Genomic DNA, 23,593 nt, shown 5'->3' with positions numbered 1-23,593 from the left:
CATAGCATGTTGTTCGCCCCCTTCGGGGACGTACCATCCGGCTGATATTGAATCCCCCGGCTTCACCGGGGGCTATTCACAGTTAGTCCTTTCAGGACAAGCAGCGACACTAAAACATTCAAACCTGATAAATACTGAAACAAAAATCAACAAACAAATATATGGAATTCTCTATTCGTATCACAGCCGTGATACAAAAGAAACTCAATTGTGAAACAAACGGAATCCATCTGTGAAACAAAAGGAATGCAACTGTGATATGCATTACTTTGTATCCCAATATAAACCCTCCTTTCTTTGTAATACTTTATACTGAACGTATCTTTTTTTTATTTTTCAGTTGTAAGTTGTAACCAAATTGCCGAACTTGCGTCCATAAGGTAGGATGGAGTTGTATAGCGACGCATATTACATAGAAAGAGTACAAGCGGGAGATACAGGATGCTTTGCCTGTCTGCTCGATAGATACAGTCGTCCGGTTCATTCGTTAATCCTTAAAATGGTACACAGTAAGGAAGACGCGGAAGAACTGGCGCAAGATGTATTTATGAAGGTCTTTCGTAATTTATCGTCTTTCAAGGGCGATTGTAGTTTCTCCACTTGGATTTACCGGATTGCCTATAACACGGCTATTTCGGAATTGCGCAGGAAGAGACAGGAATTTGTCGCCATTGAGGAATCGCAGATCAGCAATGTATCGGAAGAAGAGGTCAGCGAGATGTTGGGACGTACTTCGACGACCGAACAACTCGATAAGCTGGAGGCAGCCCTCGAACAACTCCCCCCGGACGAAAGGGCACTGATACTGCTCTTTTATATGAAAGAGAAAACGGTGGACGAACTGACCGTGATAACCGGTCTTGGAGCATCCAATATCAAAGTGAAGTTACACCGCATACGGAAAAAGTTATTTGTATTAATTAAAGGAATGGAGGAAAATTAAATATGGACAGCAACAAAAAGAATCCTGATATACTGGAAAGCCTGTTCAGGCAAATGCCGGAAGAAGAGTTGCCCGCATCATTCCGTCTGAATGTGATGCAGCAGATTGCCAAAGAAACCGTCAAGGTTAGGAAACGGAACGAATGGTTCGGGTTGGCTGCCGTCATTGTGGCTTCGCTGGGGATGCTGGGGATGGCTGCCGCTTTCCTCTTCTACATGGATTTTCCACAAATAACCGTGCCGAAAATAACATGGCCGAAAATCGACCTCCCCATCTTTAGTTTTTATTTTTATATCGGAATACTAACGTTGTTCCTGCTATTCCTTGACTATAAGCTGAGGAAGGTATTTCGCAAGGATGAGTAAAGACGAAACGGGCCCCGTTCTCGTAGGTGGGATCAATGGAAAGAGTTCCGCCCAGATGGTCTGCGATCAGTGTACAGATAGATAACCCCAGACCGGCACCGGATTTATAGTCGTCCAGTTTTTCAAAACGCTGGAAAACGGCGGACTGTTTCTCTTTCGGTATGCCACAACCGGTATCGGTCACAGAGATACGCACTTGTTTACCTCCTTCTTCGACTTTATAAGCCAGGTTGATCTCTCCTTCCTGCGTAAACTTGGCAGAGTTTGTCAGCAGATTGGTCAGGATTTGTTGTAAGCGCAACGTATCGGTATGAAGTGTCACGGGAATGGTATCCGGGGTAAAAGTCAACTCCACTCCGTCCGGTATCCGGTGGCAAATACTGTCCAGGGCACTTTGACAACATTCAATTAACGGGTAATCATCAAATTTGAAGTTCAGATCGCCGGTTTCCATACGTGACAGGTCGAGTACATCGTTCACCAGGTTCAGCAACTGCTCCGTGTTATTATGGATAACGGAAGCATATTCCTCCCGTTCTTCGGGTTCAGTCGAGTCATCAACCAACAGGCCTGAAAAACCGACAATCGCATTCAAAGGCGTACGTATCTCATGACTCATATTGGCAATGAAAGCACTCTTCATCCGGCTGGCTTCTTCGGCCTTTACTCTTTCCTGTTTCAGATTATTCCTGGATTCCAGCAGGGATTGTTTCTCCTTCAACAGTTCGTTTTTCAGCCGACGCGCCCGCTGGTAATACCAGAAGAGAACATAAGAAAGATACAACAGGATAAGGGCCACGACAGTAAAGAAAAGGAGCAATTGCTGTTTTTGTTCCATACGTTCGCTGTTCAGTTGCATTTCGTGTTCCTGCTCCTGTCGCTCGTTCAGTTCGTGCAAAGTGCGAAGCTGGTTGATCTGCCGAAAGAAAGTCTCCTTATTCCGCTGTGAGTTCAGTTCATATAATTTATCATACAATGTCAGAGCCTCTTCCGGACGGCCTTGTTCCTGCAATATATCCGCTTTGAACTGCAAGTCTGCCTGGATACATTCTGTCTTAAAGACTTCATCTATATATTTAATGGCAAGCGGGATATTGCCGATTTCCCTGTAATAGTGCGCCAACGCTGCCAGATAAGTATTCTGTACATAATCATCTTCCGTTATGATATTACCGACATATTTTGCGGCTTCCCCCAAAGCCCATTTCGCTTTATCCGGCCTGTGCTCCCTTACATAAAAGTCTGAATAGAAGCAATAAAGCAACCAATAATCTCTACCGGTCTTAACCATCACCCCGTCCCGATGATTCATCTCTTCCACTTCGTCGATCGCTTTTTTATAACGGGCCAGTATCTCTTCTGTTTGTTCGGGAGGACAGACACGGATTGCACATTCTGCCTGATAGGAGGTTATGCGCATCTTCGTATCAGCCCTTGTCTCATCCCGGCAATCGGCTTTCTTCAGCATCTCGAGTCCTTCCTGAAAAGCGACCACCGCATCACTGTCACGCCGTATCGCCTGATAAATCAATCCCAGACTTTCAGAGCAGCGAAGCAAGCCGTACGAATGTTTAAGCTCGCTTGCCAGACGATATTCATTCAAGGCTTCGTTCAATGCCAGTTCATAATCATGCGACCACAACAGATCCTGACAGGAATAACTTTTGACATCAAACAAAACATTCGAATATTCGTTCCGGCTTTTATCGATCGAATCGACCTTCCTGCTCCAGAATAACAAACTATTGCGGTTTCCGTCATTATAATAATAGCGGGACAAACTCCTTAATGCCATATACATGGCCGGAACCGAATCGATTCGTGCCGCTTCCAGGTAACAACGTTCAAGCCAGGAAACTTCTTCCGCATGTTGCCCATTTAAAGTAGAAAGACGAAGCAGGGCCGGTATAACCACATGGGGACAGGAGGTTTGTGACAATAATGATTTCAGACTATCTGTTTCATGTGCTACCCGGTCATTGTCCAATCCCGCCCAAAGAGAGAAAGATGAAATGCCACAGCATAAAATCAGTATTACAAACAAACTTTTCCTTTGATATGTAGTCTTCTCTTTCATTTTTTGTTCGATTGGGATGAAACCTCTTCGGTAAGTTCTAAATTACAGGGATGGACGAATACAAAACGCGCTCCCTTCGTATAAGAAGAATCTATGTATAGCGAACCGCCCAACTGGGCAGCAACAATCTGACAAATAGCCAATCCCAGCCCCGTACCTTGTTTAAATTCATCCAGTTTCTCAAAACGTTCGAATATTTTCCGATGCATTTCAACAGGGATACCGCAACCGGTATCGGTTACAATAAAACGGACAACTCCGTTTTCCGGGTCGGTTTCAAAAGAGAGCTTTACCTCGCCTTCGCAGGTAAATTTGATCGCATTCGAAAGCAAATGCCCCAAGAGCTGGTGCATACGGAAACGGTCGGTATTCAGTAGATACGACTCTAAAGAAGAAGAGCAGGTCAGTTTTACTCCGGGTAAAACTTTCTCTTCAAAAGAATCCAGTATTTCATGACAAATCTGCACGGCATCCCATTCCCTTATCGTGAAACTGAAATTACCGGATTCAAGACGTGACAGGTCGAGCACATCATTTATCAGGTTCATCAGCAACTCCGAACTATGGTTGATAGTAGAAGCAAAGGCAATCTTCTCGTCCTCCGGAAAAGAATCATCAACCAGCAACTCGGAAAAGCCGACAATCGCATTGAGCGGTGTGCGTACTTCGTGGCTGATATTGGAGATAAAAACCGTTTTCAACCGGTTAGCCTCAACGGCTTCCTCTTTGACTGCGCGCAATTGTTTCTCTGATTCGACCAGTGAATCTTTTTCGCATAATAATTCATTTTTCAACCGGCGGGTACGGCGATACAAACGATACAGGAGGAAAACAAGAATCAAGAGTATACCGACCGTAACCAAAACATGATAGAGCTGACGCTGTTTGGATGCGATCTGTGCATTCTGATATTCCAGTTCACGCTCTTGATTTTCACTATCGTTCAAATCATTCAGTAGGCGAAGTTGAGCCATCTGACAGTTGAATGCTTTATTATTAATTGCTGCGTTTAACGCCAACAACTTTTTATAAACCCAAATGGCTTCCTGCAATTGTCCGGAGTTACGCAGTACCTGTATTTTCTGGAGCATCATATCCAGATCATCTTCCAACTCCAATGCTTTATCAATCGCCGACAGTGCCTGCCGGTTGATTGTTACCAATTCCTTCAAAACAGCTAGTTTCTCTTCAGGTGTCTTTGCTTCTTGCAGAACATTACGCAGACTATCTGTCCGGACTCTTCCCCGCTCGTTCTGGGAAAATGCGGAAACAGCGTAAAGTAAAAGAACTACAACACATGCGAATTTTATACCCCTTTTAAACAGACTTTTCGTCTTCATGCATATTTTACTTACGGCGATTGGCAAACTTACAAATAAATATTTATAACGGACGGAATAATCAAAGATATTTTTCTGTAAGTTCTTTTGAATTTCAATCTTTATGCCCATCACCCATGACTATCTTATCGTTTCCGTTTCAGCAAGGATGCGTGAAAATAAACCTGGCCCCTTGCGTATAGCCGGCATCCACACGGATCGTACCTCCCAAAGCCCCGGCTATAGCCTGGCTGATTGAAAGTCCGAGGCCGGTTCCCTGCTTGTATTCATCCACTTTCTCAAAACGTTTGAATATTTGTGTGACTTTGTCGGCAGGTATCCCACAACCGGTATCCGTTACGATCAAATCGACATTCTTTTGCTCCTGCCCGATATGGAATGAAAGGTTTATTTCGCCTGCTTCCGTAAATTTAGCTGCATTGACCAACAGGTTTACCAGCAGTTGTTGCAGGCGTAGCGGATCCGTATTCAATATAAAAGAGGGAACTTCGGGAGTAAAATTCAGAGAAACACCTTCGGCAACCCGGTGACGAATCGTTTCCATCGCATTCCGGCAACAATCGCCCAGTTCGACAGGGCGAAGGGAGAAACTCAGGCTCCCGGCTTCTATCTGCGAAAGGCATAATACGTCGTTTACCAGATTCAGCAGTAATTCGGTGTTATTACTGATAATAGAAGAAAACTCCTCCTTTTCTTCCTGCGTGCAGGAAGGGTCAGACATCAGGCTGGCAAAACCGACAATAGCATTCAGCGGTGTACGCACCTCATGGCTGATATTGGCTATGAAGGTAGTTTTTGCCTGATTCGCCTCTTCGGCTTTATCTTTTGCAATACGCAGGTTCTTTTCCGATTCAATCAATGCTTCCTTTTCTTGCAGTAACGCATTTTTCAAACGGCGGGTACGACGGAATGACAAGTAAAGGATATACAATACCAGCAACAAAATAACAGAAACCGACATAGAAAGGATTAGCTGATGTTCTTTTATATTCACATTCATCTGGCTGATCTCCAGCTCTTTCTTCTGTATTTCCTTGTCATTCAGATCATATAATGTACGAAGCTGGTTGATCTGACGGGTAAAGGCCTCGTTATTGATCTTGGAAGTCTCCGAAATTACATCTTTATACGCCTGGATGGCACTAGCAGCATCTCCTGATTCGGATAAGATATCAGCTTTCAATTGGAGGCAATCGGGAGTTTGCCAACTTTCCAGCAGCTGGTCGATATATTTGTGTGCTACGGCATAGTTTCCAACCTCCTTATTATAACGGGCTTGTATATAAAGGTATGCAAATACGGCGAAATCATTACCGATAGTTTCCTTCCCGACAAACGATTCGGCACAATCCAGCGACTTACGTGCTTTTTCAAAATCTTTCCTTTTCAGATAGTATTCCGCATAAAACGAATGCATGATCCAACGATAACGATCTACCGGGTAGATGGCACCGGTATTTCTATTCACCGCCTCCTGTCTGTCGAGCAGATTTTTATATGTAGCCAGCAAGACTCCGGCACTATCCAACTTATTAATGCGTAAAAGCGATTCCAGCTGATAGGAAACCAGGCGAATACTGACTGTCAGGTTTTCTCCTATCTCCTCCTGTTTATCCAGAGCAGCCTGATACACAACGACAGCATCACTGTCCCGGCGGATAGCCTGGTAAATATGCCCCAGGTTCTCTCCGCAACGAATCTGCCCGTAGGTATGATTCCTGCTGCACGCCAGGTTATAGAGACGGATGGCCTCATTCATAGCCAGTTCATAATTCTCCAACCATAAATGATCCAGGCAAACATAACTGTAGGCTTCAAACAAGCCATCCGAAAGTTCTTTCCGGCTTTTACCGACAGAGTCTATATATTGGGCCCAATAAACGACACTGTCCGATTTATTATCATCATAATAATAGCGGGAAAGATTTGCCGCTGCCGCATATACGGCCTGTACTGAATCGACCCGGTTACCGATATCCAATAATCGATGCAAATAACCGACTTCCTCCGGTTTCTGCCTGTAAAGGTCGGATAATTCTTGTAATGTTTTTATAGCGACATCGGGCGAAGGACTATGAGACAGGATGTCTTTCAGACTATCCAGACGTGTTGCGCGGTTTGTTGCTGCACCCTTTATACATATAAATATACAAAGTATACAAAAGAGACAGAGGGGACCCAGTTTTAGTTGCTGGCGAAAACGAGCTTTATGCATAGTATAGAATAATAAGGTGCAAAGATAATATTTTTTGCCAAAACATATTAATAATCAATGCATCTTATGAAATAAAAAGCAAGTGATATAAAGCATAAATTCCAAGGCAAAACTATTGTATATCAGAAAAAAACATTACCTTTGCCCCGATTTTTGAGAGATGACAACATAATGTCTAACTTACTAATTAAAACAAACTTAAGTATTAACAATTAGAGAATGGAAAATTTAAAGAACATTCAGCCGGTTGAAGATTTCAACTGGGACTCCTATGAAAAGGGAGAAACTTACGGTGACGTAAGCAAGGACGACCTTGTAAAAACGTATGACGAAACCCTGAACACTGTAAAGGATAAGGAAGTCGTTATGGGAACCGTTACTGCAATGAACAAACGTGAAGTTGTAGTGAACATCGGTTTCAAATCAGACGGTGTTGTATCAATGGCGGAATTCCGTTACAATCCGGATCTGAAAATTGGTGACGAAGTAGAAGTTTACATCGAAAACCAGGAAGACAAAAAAGGACAGTTGATCCTTTCTCACAAGAAAGCTCGCGCTACACGTTCTTGGGATCGTGTTAACGAAGCTCTTGAAAAAGACGAAATTATCAAAGGTTACATCAAATGTCGTACGAAGGGCGGTATGATCGTTGACGTATTCGGTATCGAAGCATTCTTACCGGGTTCTCAGATCGACGTTAAACCGATCCGCGATTACGATGTATTTGTAGGTAAGACAATGGAATTCAAGATCGTAAAGATCAATCAGGAATTCAAGAACGTTGTTGTATCTCACAAGGCTCTTATCGAAGCAGAGCTTGAAGCACAGAAGAAAGACATTATCTCTAAACTGGAAAAAGGACAGGTTCTGGAAGGAACTGTTAAGAACATCACTTCTTACGGTGTATTCATCGACTTGGGTGGCGTAGACGGTTTGATCCATATCACAGACCTTTCCTGGGGCCGTGTTTCTCATCCGGAAGAAATCGTTCAGCTTGATCAGAAGATCAATGTTGTTATCCTTGACTTCGATGACGAAAAGAAACGTATCGCTCTCGGCTTGAAACAACTGACTCCGCATCCTTGGGATGCTTTGGATCCGGACTTGAAAGTAGGTGACAAAGTGAAAGGTAAAGTGGTTGTTATGGCTGACTACGGCGCATTCATCGAAATCGCTGCCGGCGTAGAAGGTTTGATCCACGTATCAGAAATGAGCTGGACTCAGCACCTGCGCAGTGCTCAGGACTTCATGAAGGTTGGTGACGAAATCGAAGCAGTTATCCTGACTTTGGATCGTGACGAACGTAAGATGTCTCTGGGTATCAAACAGCTGAAAGCTGACCCATGGGAAGATATCGAATCTCGCTTCCCGGTTGGTTCACGCCACACAGCTAAAGTTCGTAACTTCACTAACTTCGGTGTATTCGTAGAAATCGAAGAAGGCGTAGACGGCTTAATTCACATCTCTGACCTTTCTTGGACTAAGAAGATCAAACACCCGAGCGAATTCACTCAGATCGGTGCAGAAATCGAAGTTCAGGTACTGGAAATCGACAAAGAAAACCGTCGTTTGAGCTTAGGCCACAAACAACTGGAAGAAAATCCTTGGGATGTATTTGAAACTATCTTCACAGTAGGTTCAATCCACGAAGGAACAATCATCGAAGTACTTGACAAGGGTGCTGTCGTATCTTTGCCTTATGGTGTAGAAGGTTTCGCAACTCCGAAACACCTGGTAAAAGAAGACGGTTCTCAGGCTGCTGTAGACGAAAAACTACAGTTCAAGGTAATCGAATTCAACAAAGAAGCAAAACGTATCATCCTTTCTCACAGCCGCATCTTCGAAGATGAACAGAAGGGTGCTAAGAAAGATGCTCCTGCTGGTGACAAAAAACCGTCAGCAAGACGCAACAACAAGAACGAAGAAGGTTCTGGAATGGTAACCGGTCCGGTTGAAAAGACTACACTGGGTGACATTGAAGAACTGGCTGCTTTGAAAGAAAAACTTTCAGGTAAATAATCAGTATCACTGATAACCGATATAAAGGAGTTGTTTTTTCGAAAACAACTCCTTTTTCTTTATTTCCTCCCCCTATTCACTCACTCAATAATGAAAGGCTATATATTTGTTGACTTTCATCTATTTTTACTCGTGATAAGTTTGCGTATTTTAAATTAATTACAGAACTTTGTTGAAGTTACTTGAATATTATGATCATGGACGAAAACATAACAAACAAAGGCATCACTATCCTCATCGCAGAAGATGAAGAAAGTAATTTCTTATTATTAAAAACAATTCTGAAAAAGCATTGTAACGTACTTCATGCTAAAACGGGAGTAGAGTTATTGGATATCTATAAGGAGCAACATGCAGATCTGATCCTTCTGGATATTAAAATGCCGGAAATGAACGGGATTGATGCATTAAAGGAAATCCGGAAATTTGATCAGGACATACCTATCATCATGCAATCGGCTTATGCCTTTGAGAATGACATGGAAGCTGCCCGCCAGGCCGGAAGCAACGGGTTTGTAACCAAACCTATCAACATCAAGGAGCTCAAAAGCGTTCTCTCCAGCTTCTTGCCGCAGTTGACATGGTAATTTCTTCGAAAATACAAAATAAAAAAGGAGATGCTTATTACAAGTATCTCCTTCTTATTTTAAATAAACGTTTACCTACTCATTAGCAGCTTCTGCTTTTTCGCATTCAGCTGCCTGTTCTTGTGCACCATAATAAGCACAATCTTCACCAATACCGATAAGCTGATTGATTGCATGTCTCTTATCCAAATCTGTGAAATAAGTTTCAACGACTTTATAAATATCGAAACCTCCCGTCGATCCGGCTGCCAGATTCAATGACTCTACCATTTTCTTAGCTGCATTGTGAATTTCTTTTTTGTCAATAAGATGCAACTCATTGCTGTGAATTAGATTCTTTCCCATGATGTTTGACTTTAAAGTTATACTCGCTTTTATTAATAACTACAGAATAAACAAGTTACTTCTACTTGCTGTTTCTTTACAGCTTTAAATATACAAACATCTTCTTATTTTCATACAATTTCATCCCTTTAATTTCATAGAATCTTCAAATTATCCTAAAGTACGGATATTTTCAACATTTCGCCATCCCAAATAAAGGTTTGGCCGGGTGTGAGAAAATGATGATGACGTTCAAAAGGAATAATAAGATTTTTTATGAAGCAATAAATGAACAATATACCATAAACAATGGTTTTTACAAATCATCGGGGCATTGTCTGTAACAAAAAATGTCAATACGCGTTCCATATTTCTTCATTGTCACACCATATTTCCACTGCCTGAATATCATAAAGAACGATGTTTTAACTTTATACACAAAATATTATAGGGTGATGTCTTTAAATGAAAACAAATTGCATGTAGGAAATAATGACACCATTGATTCTATAAAAAATGATTTAACTATCTATGAGGATGTCAAACAAATTCCTATAACTCCGTATCCGTCATATATACAATACGGACTGGTTATGCTTTGCTCTGAAGGGAGTGCTAGAGTTAAAGTTCATACACATGAACATTTGCTTATAAATAAAGAACTTATCATTCTTCTACCTGGGCAACTCGTCTCAATAAACGAGATAAGTCCTGATTTTAAGATAAGCGCTTTTTCCATATCACAATCCTTATTTAATGATGTATTAAGCGGCATTCATAGATTTTCGCCACATTTCTTTATTTATATGCGAAATCATTTCCACTATAAATTAGTGGAAAGCGAGAGCATTAACTTTGAAAATTATTATAATATGGTTTGTACCAAAGCCAGATCTGCCTCCAACCTGTATCCCCGGGAATCTGTGATTCATGTATTACGCATCCTCTATCTGGACTTGTATAATACATACAAGATCAGTTCCCTTCCTTATATTCCAACAATGGACATGCATAAAAAAGAGCTTGCAGACAAATTCTTTTATCTGATTATGCAACATTACAAAGAGAACAGGGAGGTCGCATTCTATGCTAAAGAACTATGTATTACTCCTAAATATCTGACAACGATAATAAAAGCTGTCAGCGGAAAATCAGCGAAAGACTGGATACTGGAATATATCATACTGGAAATAAAAGCGCTATTGAGAGATTCTTCTCTCAATATCCAGGAGATTGTTGTAAAAACAAATTTCGCCAATCAATCTTCTCTTGGGCGGTTTTTCCGTAAACACACTGGCATGTCTCCTTCCGAATACAGAAGAAGCATGATGGAAACATATTATTAATATTAAACAACATATCTAATAACTAATAAAATAATGTCATGAACAGAAGTCAATTAATCAATGAATTAGCGACAAAAACAAATCTCAATAAACGGGATGTAACAACCATTCTCGATGCTTTTACCGAAATGGTTGCAGAAAAAACAAAGGCAGGCGACCGTGTTTTCATTCCCGGTTTCGGTTCATTCAAACCACGTCTGCAAACAAGCCGTCCGGCAAGAAACCCCAGAAACGGCGATGTTATTCAACTTACACCGCGAACGATTGTACATTTCAAATGTGCGTCTCTCTTAATAGAGAAGATGAACGGAAAATAAATGAAGAAAAGGGCTTATTTCAAAATAAGTCCTTTTTTTATTACGATTTGTCATACTTATCGATTAAAAAGTATCTTTGCAGCCACAAAATAGCATGAAAAGGTATTATGACAGAGCAAGAGATCAGAAGATATTTACGACAAATGAAGGAAGAAGACTCCCAAACTGCCTTGCAGAACTTCTATGATCTATGCTTTGACCGTTTTTTCCGTATTGCTTATTACTACCTGAAACGGGAAGAATGGGCGCAGGAAGTCGTGCTCGACGTATTCATGAAAATCTGGGAAAAGCGAGAGTCACTACAAACGATAGTCAATCTGGAAGATTACTTCTTTGTTACAGTAAAAAATGCAGCACTGAATTATCAGGCAAAAGAAGAACGCCAAAAACAGATTACCGAAATAATAGCCGATAAGATAGCCGACCAGGAAAATTCACCGGAAGAAATCCTTATCAACGAAGAACTTTTTTCCCACTATGTCAAAGCACTGGACCGTCTACCGGAAAAATGCCGGGAGATATTTATCCGCATACGGGAAGAAAAACAAAGCTATGCACAAGTCGCTAAAGAATTAAAAATCAGCATCAATACAGTTGACGTACAATTACAAAAGGCTGTAACCCGACTACGGGATATGTTATCACGCTACCTGAAGCCAGACAAGAACGGATCATAATCTTAACTTATTTTCACCAAATCGACATAGTGAGTTCCAGCGTACATCTCTGTCTTTATTTATGAAAACAATAATTAAACAGATAAAGAAAGGATGACACCTGAAAACGACAACTTTGATAAGATTCTGGAACAACTGGTCGCCTCTACCCGTTCACCGAGAGGACGCTTCTCCGCTAAAAACAGTTGGAAAATACTGGAAAGGCGTATCTCTCCTACCAGTGGAAAAATAAAATTACTCCGTATCGCAGGAAGCGTTGCAGCCTCCATACTCATCTGCCTAGCCAGTTGGTATACATATGATTATATCCAATCAGGCACCATACAGACTATTTCTACCCTGGCTGAAATACGGGACATTACACTACCCGACCAGTCTGTTGTCACCCTGAACCGTTACTCTACACTTAGCTTTCCTTCCCGTTTCAGGGGAGCCAAAAGAGAAGTCCGGTTAACAGGAGAAGCCTATTTCGATGTAGAAAAAGATACCAGGCACCCATTTATTGTAAAAGCAGAGTCCGTAAACGTACAGGTACTGGGAACCCAATTCAATGTGGAAGCCTATCCCGAAGACCCCGAAATAAAAACTACCCTGATCGAAGGTTCCGTTGCCGTCAGCATACCGGAAGAAAACCGGCGAATCGTTCTTTCTCCCAATGAAAGTGCCATCTATAACCGGTTACAGAAAAGTTTGCAACATGAAATAAATCCCAAAAGCAACAACGATATTGTCTGGCGAAACGGCCATTTCCTATTCGATTACCTGCCATTGCAGGAAATAACCCGGCAGCTTTCACATGCATTCAATATAAAAATAGAAATTACCGATCCCGAACTCCGGAATTACCATATACGGGCCAACTTCACCAATGGCGAAAGCCTGGAAGAAATGCTCGAATTATTAAAAGAAGCTGGCAATTTTAATTACACAATAACAAACAATACTATCATTATCAATACTAAGTTTTAGTAAATTATGAACTATTCCATACATTACCCGCTTTTCCGCATCAGTCTCATATGTCTCTTGTGGGTTATTTTCGGGAGAACTCCTCTTGATGCCCAAAATAAAGATACATTATTAAATTTCAGTATCCGGAATGCTGCTTTAGACAAATTCGTAAAGCAGTTGGAAGATTCTACCGGCTTCTCTTTCATCTACGGAGAAAAGATACAGCTTAAAAAGCCTGTAACCCTGGATATGACTCAATCTCCTATCACGGATATTCTACACAGGGCTTTCGAAAACGAAGCAATCGCTTTTAAGATCTCTGGAAAATATATCTTATTAGATAAACGGGAAACACCCGTTAACCGCAAATATACAATCAGCGGCTATGTTACAGACGGGATATCATCAGAAACACTGATCGGTACGAATATCTTTGAACAAAACAGAAGGATAGGAACTTCAACCAACCCTTTCGGATTTTATAGCATTACGCTTCCCGAAGGAGATGCAGCACTTTCATTCTCCTACCTTGGTTATGCCACTCAAATATGCCGGTTCCGGTTGGAAAAGGATACCTTGCTGAATATCCGGTTACTGACCGACAATCAGTTAGAGGAAGTAGTCGTCCTGTCTAACAAAAGAGAAACCGGGATCCATGCCACTGCGATGAGTGCCCTTGATGTCCCGATGAAACAAATCCGCAACACACCTGTTGTTCTGGGAGAAGCCGATTTACTGAAAACAATCCAGCTGTTACCCGGCGTACAGGCGGGTATGGAAGGATTCAGCGGTTTGCATGTACGTGGCGGCGGACCGGACCAGAACCTGATCCTGCTGGATGGTATTCCGATCTACAATGCAGATCACCTGCTGGGCGTATTCTCGATCTTCACCCCGGAGGCCATGAAAAAAGTGACTCTCTTCAAAGGCTCCTTTCCTGCCCGTTATGGCGGACGATTATCGTCTATCATCGATATCCGCACCAATGACGGCGATATGCAAAATTATCATGGAACGATCAGTGTCGGCCTGCTGACCAGCAAGCTGCATTTTGAAGGACCGATCATAAAAAATAAAACTTCTTTCTGTCTGACAGGACGCCGCACCTATCTGGACCTGGTGGCCAGACCTTTTCTGCCGGAAGATAAAAAATACAACTATTACTTCTATGATATCAATGCAAAAGTAAACCATAAGTTCTCCGACAAGAGCCGACTCTTCCTCAGCTTTTATAAAGGAAAAGACCATTATGATTACAAACGGGATAAGGAATACGACGGCTATGACGATGGTCCGCGTCTGTATTTCTATAACAGCAAAATCGACATCAACTGGGGAAATACTATTGCAGCCGGACGCTGGAATTATGTGTTCAACAATAAGTTGTTCAGTAACACGACTGTAGCATACAACCATTATCAGATGTCAATGGCTGACAGTTATAAAAAAGAAGCCACCGGAACTGAGAAAAAGACCAATGCCGATCCCATGCACAACGAAACCTATACATATAATTCCGATTACCGGTCAGGGATACATGATGTTAGCATCCAGGCAGATTTCGACTATACGCCTGCCCCGAACCATCATATCAAATTCGGCGGCTCTTATCTGAATCATACGTTCCGCCCGGAGGTCACAACCTCAAATGTGAGAGAAGCAGAAAACGGATCAGTAGCACAAGATACCGTCTATAAAGATTCTTCTAACAGTAATCTGTATGGCCATGAATGCGCTTTGTATGCAGAAGATGACTTCAACATAGGTACCCGGTTAAGTATTAATGCAGGTATACATCTTTCCTTGTTTTACACCCAGGGGAAAGGTTATTTCTCAGCACAACCCCGCCTGTCCGCCCGCTACCGCCTGAACAAGGACTATGCAATAAAAGGTTCATTTACTCAAATGGAACAGTACGTACATTTATTATCGTCGTCAGCCATCTCACTACCAACTGATTTATGGGTGCCTGTTACTCAAAATATCCGCCCGATGCGGTCATTTCAATATGCTGCCGGGGGATACTATACAGGGATAAAAGGATGGGAGCTGTCGCTGGAAGGTTATTATAAAGATATGCATAATGTTCTGGAATATCAGGATGGTGCCTCTTTCTTCGGAACCTCAGGAGGATGGCAGGAAAAAGTGGAAATGGGCCGCGGACGTTCTTTCGGGCTGGAAATACTTGCGCAAAAAACATTGGGAAAAACAACCGGCTGGCTGGCCTATACAATTGCCAAAAGTGACCGCCAATTCAAAGACGGCAGCATCAACTACGGAGAACGTTTCCCCTATAAATATGACCGTCGCCACAATATAAATTTTTGTGTGAACCATCAGTTCAGTGAACGGTTCGATATTGGACTCACCTGGATATTTAACACCGGAGGGGCAGCAACATTAGCCGAACAGCGTACCGGGACAATAAACGGAAACTTGCTCGATTATATAGAACACCGCAACAATTACCGGTTACCCGTCAGTCATCGATTGAACCTGGGAGTTAACTTCCATAAAAAAGTACGCCGGGGCACACACACCTGGAATATATCTGTCTACAATGCCTATAATGCCATGACTCCCAATTTGATCTATCTGGAAGAAGAATACATCGGACAAGAACATATTGGAGAAGGAGGTGTGCCTGAAACAACTTGGAAAAGGAAAACAAGGTTGATCAAACAGACTTTATTACCCTGTATACCTTCCGTCACTTATACATTTAAATTCTAAAACAGAAAATGACATGAAAAAGAATTTATCCTATCTATTATTCATACTCTATACATCTCTTTTCTCAGCTTGTGAGAACGAGATACCCTTCCGAAGCAAAATTCAAAAGCCCCAACTGCTCATGAATGCCTTTCTGGAGGCCGAAAAAGAAGAGAATCAAGTTTACCTGCATATCATTGATGACGAAACAACAACATTAGTGAGCGATGGAGCCGTCACGATCTATGTCAACGGAGAGAAGAAAGAAGTTGCTGAAGCCGAATTGATCTCCGCCAGTTATAATGACTCTACAAAATACTGCCGCGTGAAAACCCGGTTTCTCCCCGGTGATCTGGTACGCCTGGAAGCAGCTGCGGAAAACGGGCAATATCACGCCTGGGCTGAAGTAAAAATACCCCAACCGATCGAAAAGATTATACGGGTAGATACCCTTCTGACTAAAATTAAAATAGGATATTATATGGATAACTGCATCCGGTACAGAATCACATTCAACGACCGACCCGGAGAAAAGAACTATTATCAACTGCGCATCCAGGAAAACACTTACCGGACATATCCGGAGGAGGGAACAACATACGGGCCGGAAATCATGTATTTGGATATAATCAATCAAGAAGATATCGTGTTGACCGATGGTCATCTCAGTACTGCCGATGATGAAGAATTCGGTATCCTTGATATGACCGTCCAAAATGTGAACAATGTATTCACCGACAGTCGTTTCGAAAATGGATCTTACACGCTTAATGTATACACCCGTTACTATGATCACAAGAACATGGATGAAAAGCTGTTTGTAGAGACAGATGCCGTCATCCGGCTACTCTGTATCACCCAGACAGACTATCGGTATATGCGTGCCATGAACTGCCTTGAGTCGGGAAACTATAACGAAACCTTTATGGAACCGGTCATTATACCTCAAAACGTTGTCGGCGGATTAGGGTTTGTCGGTGCCAGCTCCGAAAAGCAAATGACGATCCGTATCCTAACCCGCCCACCGTTGTGGTAAATAACAGTCACTGGAAATTCATCCCCCAAGTCCAACAATAGCAAAATAGTTAAAGGATACTAATTGACAACATATTATATAGGGTATCCTTTAACTCATACGGTTATTAATTCAAAAAGATATAGTAATTTTAATCCATTAATAATAATAATCGTATGAAAAGGTTTTATTTATTTTTATCAGTATTGTTTCTGACTATATTTATGAGTAGTTGCTCAAATGATGCTTCGAATCCTTCTCCTGAAGAGGGATATTCCAAACTCATTATAAAAGCAGAAACAAAATCGGCAAACGAACCCACTGAGGAAATCATTTTTACAGGAGATGATATCCTATGGTTCAACGGAACAACAAAAGAAATCCGGTTTAAAGACAATTACTATCAACAAAACTCCATTTCACTTTATGCCAATATTAAATTTTATCTGGATGACGAGTATTTGTTTTCTACCTTGACCCGGGTTTCAGATGTCAACTCCCAAATTTTCAACTCACCGGTATTCTATTACAGTATAATTGAAAATAGATTTTTTATAAACGACGGATATCCTGATATTGCAGTTTTAGGTTCATTGACTGAAATACAAAAAATACGTGATGAGAATATGCAGGTCATAGCAAATGAATGGGATAAATTTATCGGGTATATGAAAAAAGTGAATAAGTACAAAGAGTAGATCAACGACAAACTGTTCGCTAAATGTTGAGTAAAAAGGAGTTTAAACTCTTATTTGATACATATTTTGATGCTGTCCGGAGTTTCATATTTTATCGTTGCAGCGATACTGATATGGCATCTGATATAGCGCAAGAGATATTTATGAAAATATGGGAGAAAAAAGAACAGTTACATAATAATAACCTGAAAGCCCTTTTATATAAAATGGCGAATGAAATGGTGATAAGTTCTTATCGGAAAGAAACAAGCCGGAATCATTTTGAGCAGGATATGATACACAATGACGCATCAGGTTTGTCTCCCGAAGAGGAGATACTTTTCAAGGAACTTGCCACATCCTATGCCAGAGCTCTGGAACAGATGCCCGAAAAACAACGCATCGTTTTCCTGATGAGCCGGAACGATGAATTAAAATATCACGAAATTGCAGGACTCCTTGATATAAGTATTAAAACGGTTGAGAAACGGATGAATTCCGCATTGCAATTTCTAAAGAAAGTATTATTAACGGAAACTAAAAATGAAACCGGACAATATTAAAATAATCCCCCAATGGAGCAAAAGCAAGGAAGATATCTGGAATGAAGCTTTTGCCAGCCTTGAAGATACCCCATCTTCAATAAAAAACCGGCATATCCCATGCTGGAAATATGCAGCCGTGCTCCTTGTTGCCATTATCCTGACCGGGTCCGTAATCTCTCAATCTTACACCGTGACCGAAATTGCGAAACGGGGATCGCATCTTGCTGTCACACTTCCTGACGGCTCAAAAGTAAACCTCAATGCCGACAGCCGGCTTACCTATAAACCTTACCAATGGATTATATCGAGAAATATTGAACTTGAAGGAGAAGCCTTTTTCGAAGTAAAACAGGGAAAACGTTTTTCTGTAAAATCAAATCAGAATAAAGTGAATGTATTAGGAACAAGTTTCAATATATTTTCACGGCCAGGCAACTATCGTGTAACCTGTCTGACCGGCAAAGTAAAAGTGACAACCCATAATGAAACGACCACCCTCGCCCCGGATATGCAACTGACCTATCATAACGGTAAACTGACCATTAAAGAAAATATCAATGCCGGTCAGTCAATCGGATGGATAGAAGACAAATTTGTTTTTGAAGGAGTACCACTGGTTGAAGTGATCAATGAAATAGAACGTCAGTATGATATTCGGGTCAAAGCAGACATTCCTCCGGGACATGTCTATACTGGTAATTTTAGCAGGGCCACAAAACCTGATATGATACTCGAAATTATAGGAAAACCTTTTGGAATCAAATTCAGCATAGAATAAGTGAAAAGGTCAATAGTCATCATTTTCATACAGTTGATAAGTACAATCGCTGCATTTTCACAGGAAATGCAGCTTACTGTTTCCAACAAACCTCTAAACACTGTTTTAGGAATGCTTGGAATGGAAATATCGTTTGATGACAAAGCGTTATCCGCTTATAATATATCCGTCTCGAAAACATTTAAAAATCCGGAAGACGCCCTTTATTATCTGCTAAACAATAAACCGTTCAAAGTCGAAAAAATAAATCATGTATATATCATCATTCCGTTAGACAGGCAAGTACCGGAAAGCAATACGGTAACAAAGCCATTCAAACCTCACAGACAATTTGTTTTCACCGGAACTGCACCCGGCAAGAAAACCGAAGACACACTAATTTTCATACTTCCCGAAACAATTATCACAGCAGATGAAGTTCGCCATAAAGTAGACTGCAACAGTTACTCCATCACTCCTGATATGCGTAGAGGAATAAACAATACGGAAGAACTATTGCATAAAATACCCGGGATCTATCTCGACAAAGCAACCAATACCCTCAAAGTAAGCGACAGTAAGAATATATTACTGTTAGTAGACGGAATACAACAATCGCAGGATCATATAAAATATATGTCACCCGACAGAATACATGCCGTTGAAGTGATCAATGGAGCGTCCGGCCGTTTCATATCCGATGACTATACAGCCATTATCAATATTATCCTGAAAAAAGATTACCGGGGATATGACATCTACGCCTCTAATTTTTCAGCCGTCGGCCTTTCGGGTATAAACAACAGCAAACGGCTGATATTGAACCAACCAGTAATCAGAATGAGTTATGCCTATGACAAAATAAATTTCTATGCAACCTATTCTCATAACAAGGAAAACCAAGACTTACCTGTATCCAAAAATTTAATATACAGAGGTGTAGAACTTATTTCAGAGATGCCGGAAAACACACCCAATGACCTGTATGAGCATAAAAATAATACCATAACGGCCGGAGTCAGTTACCAAATCACTCCGGCGCAAACGGTTGGCATCCAAGGTGATTATGTATCCGGCAGAACAGAAACAAACCAGATATATACCATGGAACGTACGGATATAAGTAACAATGACCGGCGCACGATCAAAAATTCAACAGAAACTGCCACATCTGATTACACATTTGTCGGCACACTGTATTATCAGGGACAGTTTAGCGAACGTTTCCGGTTATATAGCGATTTTTCATACAACTATTATTACAATGATATAAAAAACCAATACGACCAGAACGATGCATCGAACTATATAATCCAGGATACATACAACGAGTATAAAAACCATACGTTATTTAATGTCGAAGGAAAATATTCGTTATCGTCCCAGATATCGATGAACTTAGGATATTCCAATGCCTGGAGAATGTATGGTTCGGAGAGTAGTCACGGCAGGGGCTTTTTGGACTACCGGGAATATCGGAATAAAGTATTTGCCTACATGAAATTTAGTCCTTCAACGAAAATACAGACTAAATTCGGGGCTGCCATCGAGCATATAAGCTCATATGACAGGGATATAAAAAGTAATTATACCCGGTTTCTGCCTTACATACAGGCCAACATCAGCATCAATAAAAACATAAACATAAATGCCAGTTATTCAACTAATCAGCATTATCCTTTATTATACCAGCTCAGCCCTATGAGTCTGGTAATCGATACGTTCCTGACACAAATAGGAAATCCTGAACTGAAATCAGCCATCCGGCATAATGTTTCCGCCCGCATTTCATTAGGTAACCGGATAACAATTACCCCTGCATTCAATTATGTCCATGATGAGATCAGCGAGTTATATATCGAAAAAGGACATAAGTTATACAGGTCTTTCTGTAATATAAACACAAGAGAATATAGTTTGCAAATCACTTATGATCAGCCTTTCGGCAATTATATCCGATTCAAAAACAGAGTGACATATTACCTCGGAGAAGCATTGAACGCCAAAATCAGAACAAGGCCGGACGGATGGCTTGCCAACTCAGAAATAAGTTATTACCACCCTGCCAAATCGTTTGGTATTCAGGTCGGATATTACCGGAATATGAAAAAGCAAATCCTCAGCCAGGGATACCAAATGACCGATAAAGACAACTGGCTGATATCCGCAAACAAGCTATTCTGGAATAAACGGATATCTGTTGCGCTCTCCTACATTCCGCCCATTTCAGCAGGTATCAGATATAACCAGCAGAGAATGTTGGAAACATCGCTTTACAAGGAAAATACTTCGCGCCACCTGAAATCATACAACAACATGTTCCTGGTAAAAATCAGTTTGCGTTTCGACCAGGGTTACAGTAAACCCCTGGAACGAAACGCTGTCATTAAAAATGAAAGGGAAAAGAAAACGATAGAATTCTAATCAAACCTCCGTCAAAATCCAAATCTGGAAGTATCGACCGATTTATGTTCTTTAGCTTTATAGCCACCGAACTTATAAACGAACGAAACTGAAATGTTCCGACTATCACGTCTCTGATTCATTATCAGGTTCTGGCCTTTATAATTTATTTTGGTATCCGGATTGAATGAATCGAACAGATCATTCGCTTTCAATTTCAATTCAGCTTTCTTACCGGCAAAAGTCCATTTCAAACCGGCGTCTATCTTCCAGATGGGAGAAACATCATATATACCCTGTATAAAAGACGAAACATACATACTATTCAGTTCCAGACGAATATCCGGTTCCGAAAAGAGCTTGAAGGTATTGTTCATCATTGCGATTCCCCGGAATTTTGTCCGTTTAAAGCGAATAGCATGAAACGAATCGCAAACATCTTTGAGGATAGATCCGTCCAACGTAATCTGAGAATTCCAGAAACCGCCGACAGAGAAAGGAATTGTTGCCGTTGCACCATAATTCTCTTCATAATCATAATTAATTGTCTGGTAAATCAATGCTAGTTTGTCCGGGCTTTGGTAAGCCAATTGATTAAACAAATCTTTTATGTAGCTATAATATACATTAAACATATACTTATTCTTCAAAACATATGTCAGTTCTGCCGTATAATCGGTAGACGGCCGTAACCCCGGATTCCCCAAAAGCATTGCATACCCATTCATATAACTAACAGATTCCTGAATAGTCCAATACTCCGGATACGTCTTATCGGAAGAAAATCCCAACTGGAAAATATGGCTGTCGGAAAGGGCATAGCTTAACTGCATCGCAGGATAAACGGCCCACTTTTTATAATTCATTAATTTATAATACTCTCCGGCAACAGACAGAGATAATGAAAGGTTGTCATTGAAAGACTTTTCAACACCACCATAGAAATTATACGTTTCTTCTTTCAGATCTGTACAGGTATTCAGCCCCGACATATCGGAACCATCCTGCGGACGATAGATTTGCGAGCTTTTATCTTTGGCAAATGTAAAGTTGATACCATAATTCAACTCCCAATCAGAAGGTAAATTATGGGTCTGTCCGGCATATACATTCCAACGGTTAATTGTCTGGCTGGCATCAGCCAGAAACAATTGCTCGGAACTTTCTGTCTTATTTATATAATCCTGAGTGGACGGATAATTATAATAGGTATAATCGAGACCGACATTCAAACCCAGGGAAGAAGTATAATCCACATTTACATTATGCATTTGTTCATCTCCCATTTTGCTATTAGAGGATTCGGAAAAATTGCCTGAAGACTTTTCCACAGCCTTCCTGTTTGGAGTGATTGCAGAAGTATAAGCCATATTCAGATGATCATTTTCCGATAACTGATAATCCAATGCGGCGCGCATATTATGGGTCAGTCCGCGACGTTCTCCCTTATTATATTGTTCTATATCATATATTATATCTCCGATCTTATGATGAGATATAATATCATTATCAATAATCCTTTTCTGATAATCGGCAGAATAAAGAATATCAGCCGATAGTTTCTTTCCCACAAAGGATAGATTCGCATGTCCGCTTCCATTGGCATAACGGGCCTGCATGTACTCCGTTCCCACCTCACCGCGTACAAACGGTTCTTCCGATTTCGTGTTTTTCAGGACCAGGTTAATCACAGCTCCCCTGACACGATATTTTGCCGGTGCATTATACATCACTTCTGCTTTCGCCACATTAGATACAGGCATGTTTTTCAATAAATTGACTAACTGGTCATTCGTCATGGAAGAAGGTTTTCCATTCAATATGACCGTTACATTACCGGCACCGGACAGGCTGATACTTTCATTCTGTTCCATAACTCCCGGCAGACGCAGAATGGACTCATACGCATTGCTGACTGTCGATTTTTCAGCCAATACTGACACATCATAAACCAACGCTCCGTTTTCAACCTTTACCTGCGGACGTTCACCTTTTATCACGACCTCATCCAGTGCATAATCCTGTTCCTGCATCATTATGATTCCTGCATCCTCCCCTGAATATTCTTTTATTTGGGTTTGATATAATAAATGCTGAAAAATCAAACGATACTTATCCGGATGTTGTTTCAGCATAAAGCTACCGTCTATATCCGTTATGACAGCATCCACAAATGTAGAATCGATGGTCTGCATCACTACGGTTACTGATTCGACCGGTGCCTGTGAGGCATCAACAACTTTACCTTTAACATCTTGCGCATCTGCCATCATTCTGATAAGCAATATACCGGCTGCTAATAAAAAACATTTACGTATCATAT

At 41.1% G+C, this 23,593-nt stretch carries 20 protein-coding genes; 15 read left to right on the top strand and 5 right to left on the bottom strand.

Annotated elements, in window-relative coordinates; all coding sequences use genetic code 11:
* The 3 genes from NBH14_RS26145 to NBH14_RS26135 form a co-directional block, all read left to right on the top strand.
* Positions 1-214 (top strand): hypothetical protein (locus tag NBH14_RS26145; RefSeq protein ID WP_250817885.1); only part of this gene is annotated, 214 nt, incomplete at its 5' end.
* Between the two features lie 171 nt (positions 215-385).
* The gene (locus NBH14_RS26140; protein WP_010800709.1) at positions 386-943 is read left to right on the top strand and encodes an RNA polymerase sigma factor; all 558 of its coding nucleotides are present in this window, start codon (positions 386-388) and stop codon (positions 941-943) included.
* A 2-nt stretch (positions 944-945) separates the two neighbouring features.
* Positions 946-1,308 carry a hypothetical protein gene (locus tag NBH14_RS26135; RefSeq protein ID WP_186961685.1) on the top strand — a complete coding sequence of 121 codons (363 nt, stop codon included), beginning with the start codon at positions 946-948 and terminating at the stop codon, positions 1,306-1,308.
* Here NBH14_RS26135 and NBH14_RS26130 read toward each other — a convergent pair.
* The 3 genes from NBH14_RS26130 to NBH14_RS26120 all read right to left on the bottom strand — a co-directional run bounded on the left by NBH14_RS26130 (position 1,220) and on the right by NBH14_RS26120 (position 6,940).
* Positions 1,220-3,385: a sensor histidine kinase gene (locus tag NBH14_RS26130; protein WP_186961684.1), complete on the bottom strand. Its 2,166-nt coding sequence runs from the start codon at positions 3,383-3,385 to the stop codon at positions 1,220-1,222. The genes NBH14_RS26135 and NBH14_RS26130 overlap by 89 nt on opposite strands.
* Complete coding sequence (locus tag NBH14_RS26125) at positions 3,382-4,725, bottom strand: ATP-binding protein (RefSeq protein WP_186961683.1); 1,344 nt, start codon at positions 4,723-4,725, stop codon at positions 3,382-3,384. The genes NBH14_RS26130 and NBH14_RS26125 overlap by 4 nt, the downstream gene beginning before the upstream one ends.
* Before the next feature lie 139 nt (positions 4,726-4,864).
* Entirely contained in the window at positions 4,865-6,940 is a 2,076-nt protein-coding gene (locus NBH14_RS26120) for an ATP-binding protein (RefSeq protein ID WP_186961682.1), read from the bottom strand.
* Positions 6,941-7,159: 219 nt separating this feature from the next.
* On the opposite strand from NBH14_RS26120, the gene rpsA reads away from it, so the two are divergent.
* A complete protein-coding gene (gene rpsA / locus NBH14_RS26115) occupies positions 7,160-8,959 on the top strand; it encodes a 30S ribosomal protein S1 (RefSeq protein WP_128135173.1) in 1,800 nt (599 codons plus the stop codon).
* A gap of 191 nt (positions 8,960-9,150) precedes the next feature.
* A complete protein-coding gene (locus tag NBH14_RS26110; RefSeq protein ID WP_128135172.1) occupies positions 9,151-9,546 on the top strand; it encodes a response regulator in 396 nt (131 codons plus the stop codon).
* Between the two features lie 75 nt (positions 9,547-9,621).
* Here NBH14_RS26110 and NBH14_RS26105 read toward each other — a convergent pair whose 3' ends face one another.
* Positions 9,622-9,891, bottom strand: coding sequence for a hypothetical protein (locus tag NBH14_RS26105; protein WP_009859792.1), 270 nt, complete (start codon positions 9,889-9,891; stop codon positions 9,622-9,624).
* Positions 9,892-10,325: 434 nt separating this feature from the next.
* Here NBH14_RS26105 and NBH14_RS28955 point away from each other — a divergent pair, with 434 nt between their 5' ends.
* From NBH14_RS28955 to NBH14_RS26055, 10 genes are all read left to right on the top strand, one after another.
* The gene (locus NBH14_RS28955) at positions 10,326-11,216 is read left to right on the top strand and encodes a helix-turn-helix domain-containing protein (protein ID WP_186961681.1); all 891 of its coding nucleotides are present in this window, start codon (positions 10,326-10,328) and stop codon (positions 11,214-11,216) included.
* A gap of 38 nt (positions 11,217-11,254) precedes the next feature.
* On the top strand, positions 11,255-11,533 hold the full coding sequence (locus tag NBH14_RS26095) for an HU family DNA-binding protein (protein WP_186961680.1): 279 nt from the start codon (positions 11,255-11,257) through the stop codon (positions 11,531-11,533).
* Between the two features lie 107 nt (positions 11,534-11,640).
* Complete coding sequence (locus NBH14_RS26090) at positions 11,641-12,210, top strand: RNA polymerase sigma-70 factor (protein ID WP_186961679.1); 570 nt, start codon at positions 11,641-11,643, stop codon at positions 12,208-12,210.
* 93 nt (positions 12,211-12,303) lie between these two features.
* A complete protein-coding gene (locus NBH14_RS26085) occupies positions 12,304-13,179 on the top strand; it encodes a FecR family protein (protein WP_186961678.1) in 876 nt (291 codons plus the stop codon).
* A 6-nt stretch (positions 13,180-13,185) separates the two neighbouring features.
* A complete protein-coding gene (locus NBH14_RS26080; RefSeq protein WP_186961677.1) occupies positions 13,186-15,894 on the top strand; it encodes a TonB-dependent receptor in 2,709 nt (902 codons plus the stop codon).
* Positions 15,895-15,907: 13 nt separating this feature from the next.
* Positions 15,908-16,909: a DUF4249 domain-containing protein gene (locus NBH14_RS26075; protein WP_186961676.1), complete on the top strand. Its 1,002-nt coding sequence runs from the start codon at positions 15,908-15,910 to the stop codon at positions 16,907-16,909.
* A gap of 155 nt (positions 16,910-17,064) precedes the next feature.
* Positions 17,065-17,586, top strand: coding sequence for a hypothetical protein (locus tag NBH14_RS26070; RefSeq protein WP_250817881.1), 522 nt, complete (start codon positions 17,065-17,067; stop codon positions 17,584-17,586).
* Positions 17,587-17,609: 23 nt separating this feature from the next.
* The gene (locus tag NBH14_RS26065) at positions 17,610-18,128 is read left to right on the top strand and encodes an RNA polymerase sigma factor (RefSeq protein ID WP_186961674.1); all 519 of its coding nucleotides are present in this window, start codon (positions 17,610-17,612) and stop codon (positions 18,126-18,128) included.
* Positions 18,109-18,888, top strand: coding sequence for a FecR family protein (locus NBH14_RS26060; protein WP_186961673.1), 780 nt, complete (start codon positions 18,109-18,111; stop codon positions 18,886-18,888). Before NBH14_RS26065 ends, NBH14_RS26060 begins: the two co-directional genes overlap by 20 nt.
* Positions 18,889-21,291: a TonB-dependent receptor plug domain-containing protein gene (locus tag NBH14_RS26055; RefSeq protein ID WP_186961672.1), complete on the top strand. Its 2,403-nt coding sequence runs from the start codon at positions 18,889-18,891 to the stop codon at positions 21,289-21,291.
* 11 nt (positions 21,292-21,302) lie between these two features.
* Here the strand turns inward: NBH14_RS26055 and NBH14_RS26050 are convergent, their stop codons facing one another.
* Positions 21,303-23,591, bottom strand: coding sequence for an outer membrane beta-barrel protein (locus tag NBH14_RS26050; protein ID WP_186961671.1), 2,289 nt, complete (start codon positions 23,589-23,591; stop codon positions 21,303-21,305).
* Positions 23,592-23,593 lie beyond the last annotated feature (2 nt).

It is taken from the genome of Parabacteroides caecihominis (genome assembly GCF_023656785.1).
Classification (GTDB): Bacteria; Bacteroidota; Bacteroidia; order Bacteroidales; family Tannerellaceae; genus Parabacteroides; species Parabacteroides segnis.
This window is presented reverse-complemented; position numbering and strand designations above follow the sequence as displayed.

Excerpts from the sequence above, each read along its gene's own strand:
- NBH14_RS26085 (WP_186961678.1), top strand. The coding sequence starts at position 12,304 with ATGACACCTGAAAACGACAACTTTGATAAGATTCTGGAACAACTGGTC.
- NBH14_RS26110 (WP_128135172.1), top strand. The coding sequence starts at position 9,151 with ATGATCATGGACGAAAACATAACAAACAAAGGCATCACTATCCTCATC.
- NBH14_RS26080 (WP_186961677.1), top strand. The coding sequence starts at position 13,186 with ATGAACTATTCCATACATTACCCGCTTTTCCGCATCAGTCTCATATGT.
- NBH14_RS26125 (WP_186961683.1), bottom strand. The coding sequence starts at position 4,725 with ATGAAGACGAAAAGTCTGTTTAAAAGGGGTATAAAATTCGCATGTGTT.
- NBH14_RS26120 (WP_186961682.1), bottom strand. The coding sequence starts at position 6,940 with ATGCATAAAGCTCGTTTTCGCCAGCAACTAAAACTGGGTCCCCTCTGT.
- NBH14_RS26065 (WP_186961674.1), top strand. The coding sequence starts at position 17,610 with ATGTTGAGTAAAAAGGAGTTTAAACTCTTATTTGATACATATTTTGAT.
- NBH14_RS26135 (WP_186961685.1), top strand. The coding sequence starts at position 946 with ATGGACAGCAACAAAAAGAATCCTGATATACTGGAAAGCCTGTTCAGG.
- NBH14_RS28955 (WP_186961681.1), top strand. The coding sequence starts at position 10,326 with ATGTCTTTAAATGAAAACAAATTGCATGTAGGAAATAATGACACCATT.
- NBH14_RS26130 (WP_186961684.1), bottom strand. The coding sequence starts at position 3,385 with ATGAAAGAGAAGACTACATATCAAAGGAAAAGTTTGTTTGTAATACTG.
- NBH14_RS26070 (WP_250817881.1), top strand. The coding sequence starts at position 17,065 with ATGAAAAGGTTTTATTTATTTTTATCAGTATTGTTTCTGACTATATTT.
- NBH14_RS26140 (WP_010800709.1), top strand. The coding sequence starts at position 386 with ATGGAGTTGTATAGCGACGCATATTACATAGAAAGAGTACAAGCGGGA.
- rpsA (WP_128135173.1), top strand. The coding sequence starts at position 7,160 with ATGGAAAATTTAAAGAACATTCAGCCGGTTGAAGATTTCAACTGGGAC.
- NBH14_RS26060 (WP_186961673.1), top strand. The coding sequence starts at position 18,109 with ATGAAACCGGACAATATTAAAATAATCCCCCAATGGAGCAAAAGCAAG.
- NBH14_RS26050 (WP_186961671.1), bottom strand. The coding sequence starts at position 23,591 with ATGATACGTAAATGTTTTTTATTAGCAGCCGGTATATTGCTTATCAGA.
- NBH14_RS26075 (WP_186961676.1), top strand. The coding sequence starts at position 15,908 with ATGAAAAAGAATTTATCCTATCTATTATTCATACTCTATACATCTCTT.
- NBH14_RS26105 (WP_009859792.1), bottom strand. The coding sequence starts at position 9,891 with ATGGGAAAGAATCTAATTCACAGCAATGAGTTGCATCTTATTGACAAA.
- NBH14_RS26090 (WP_186961679.1), top strand. The coding sequence starts at position 11,641 with ATGACAGAGCAAGAGATCAGAAGATATTTACGACAAATGAAGGAAGAA.
- NBH14_RS26095 (WP_186961680.1), top strand. The coding sequence starts at position 11,255 with ATGAACAGAAGTCAATTAATCAATGAATTAGCGACAAAAACAAATCTC.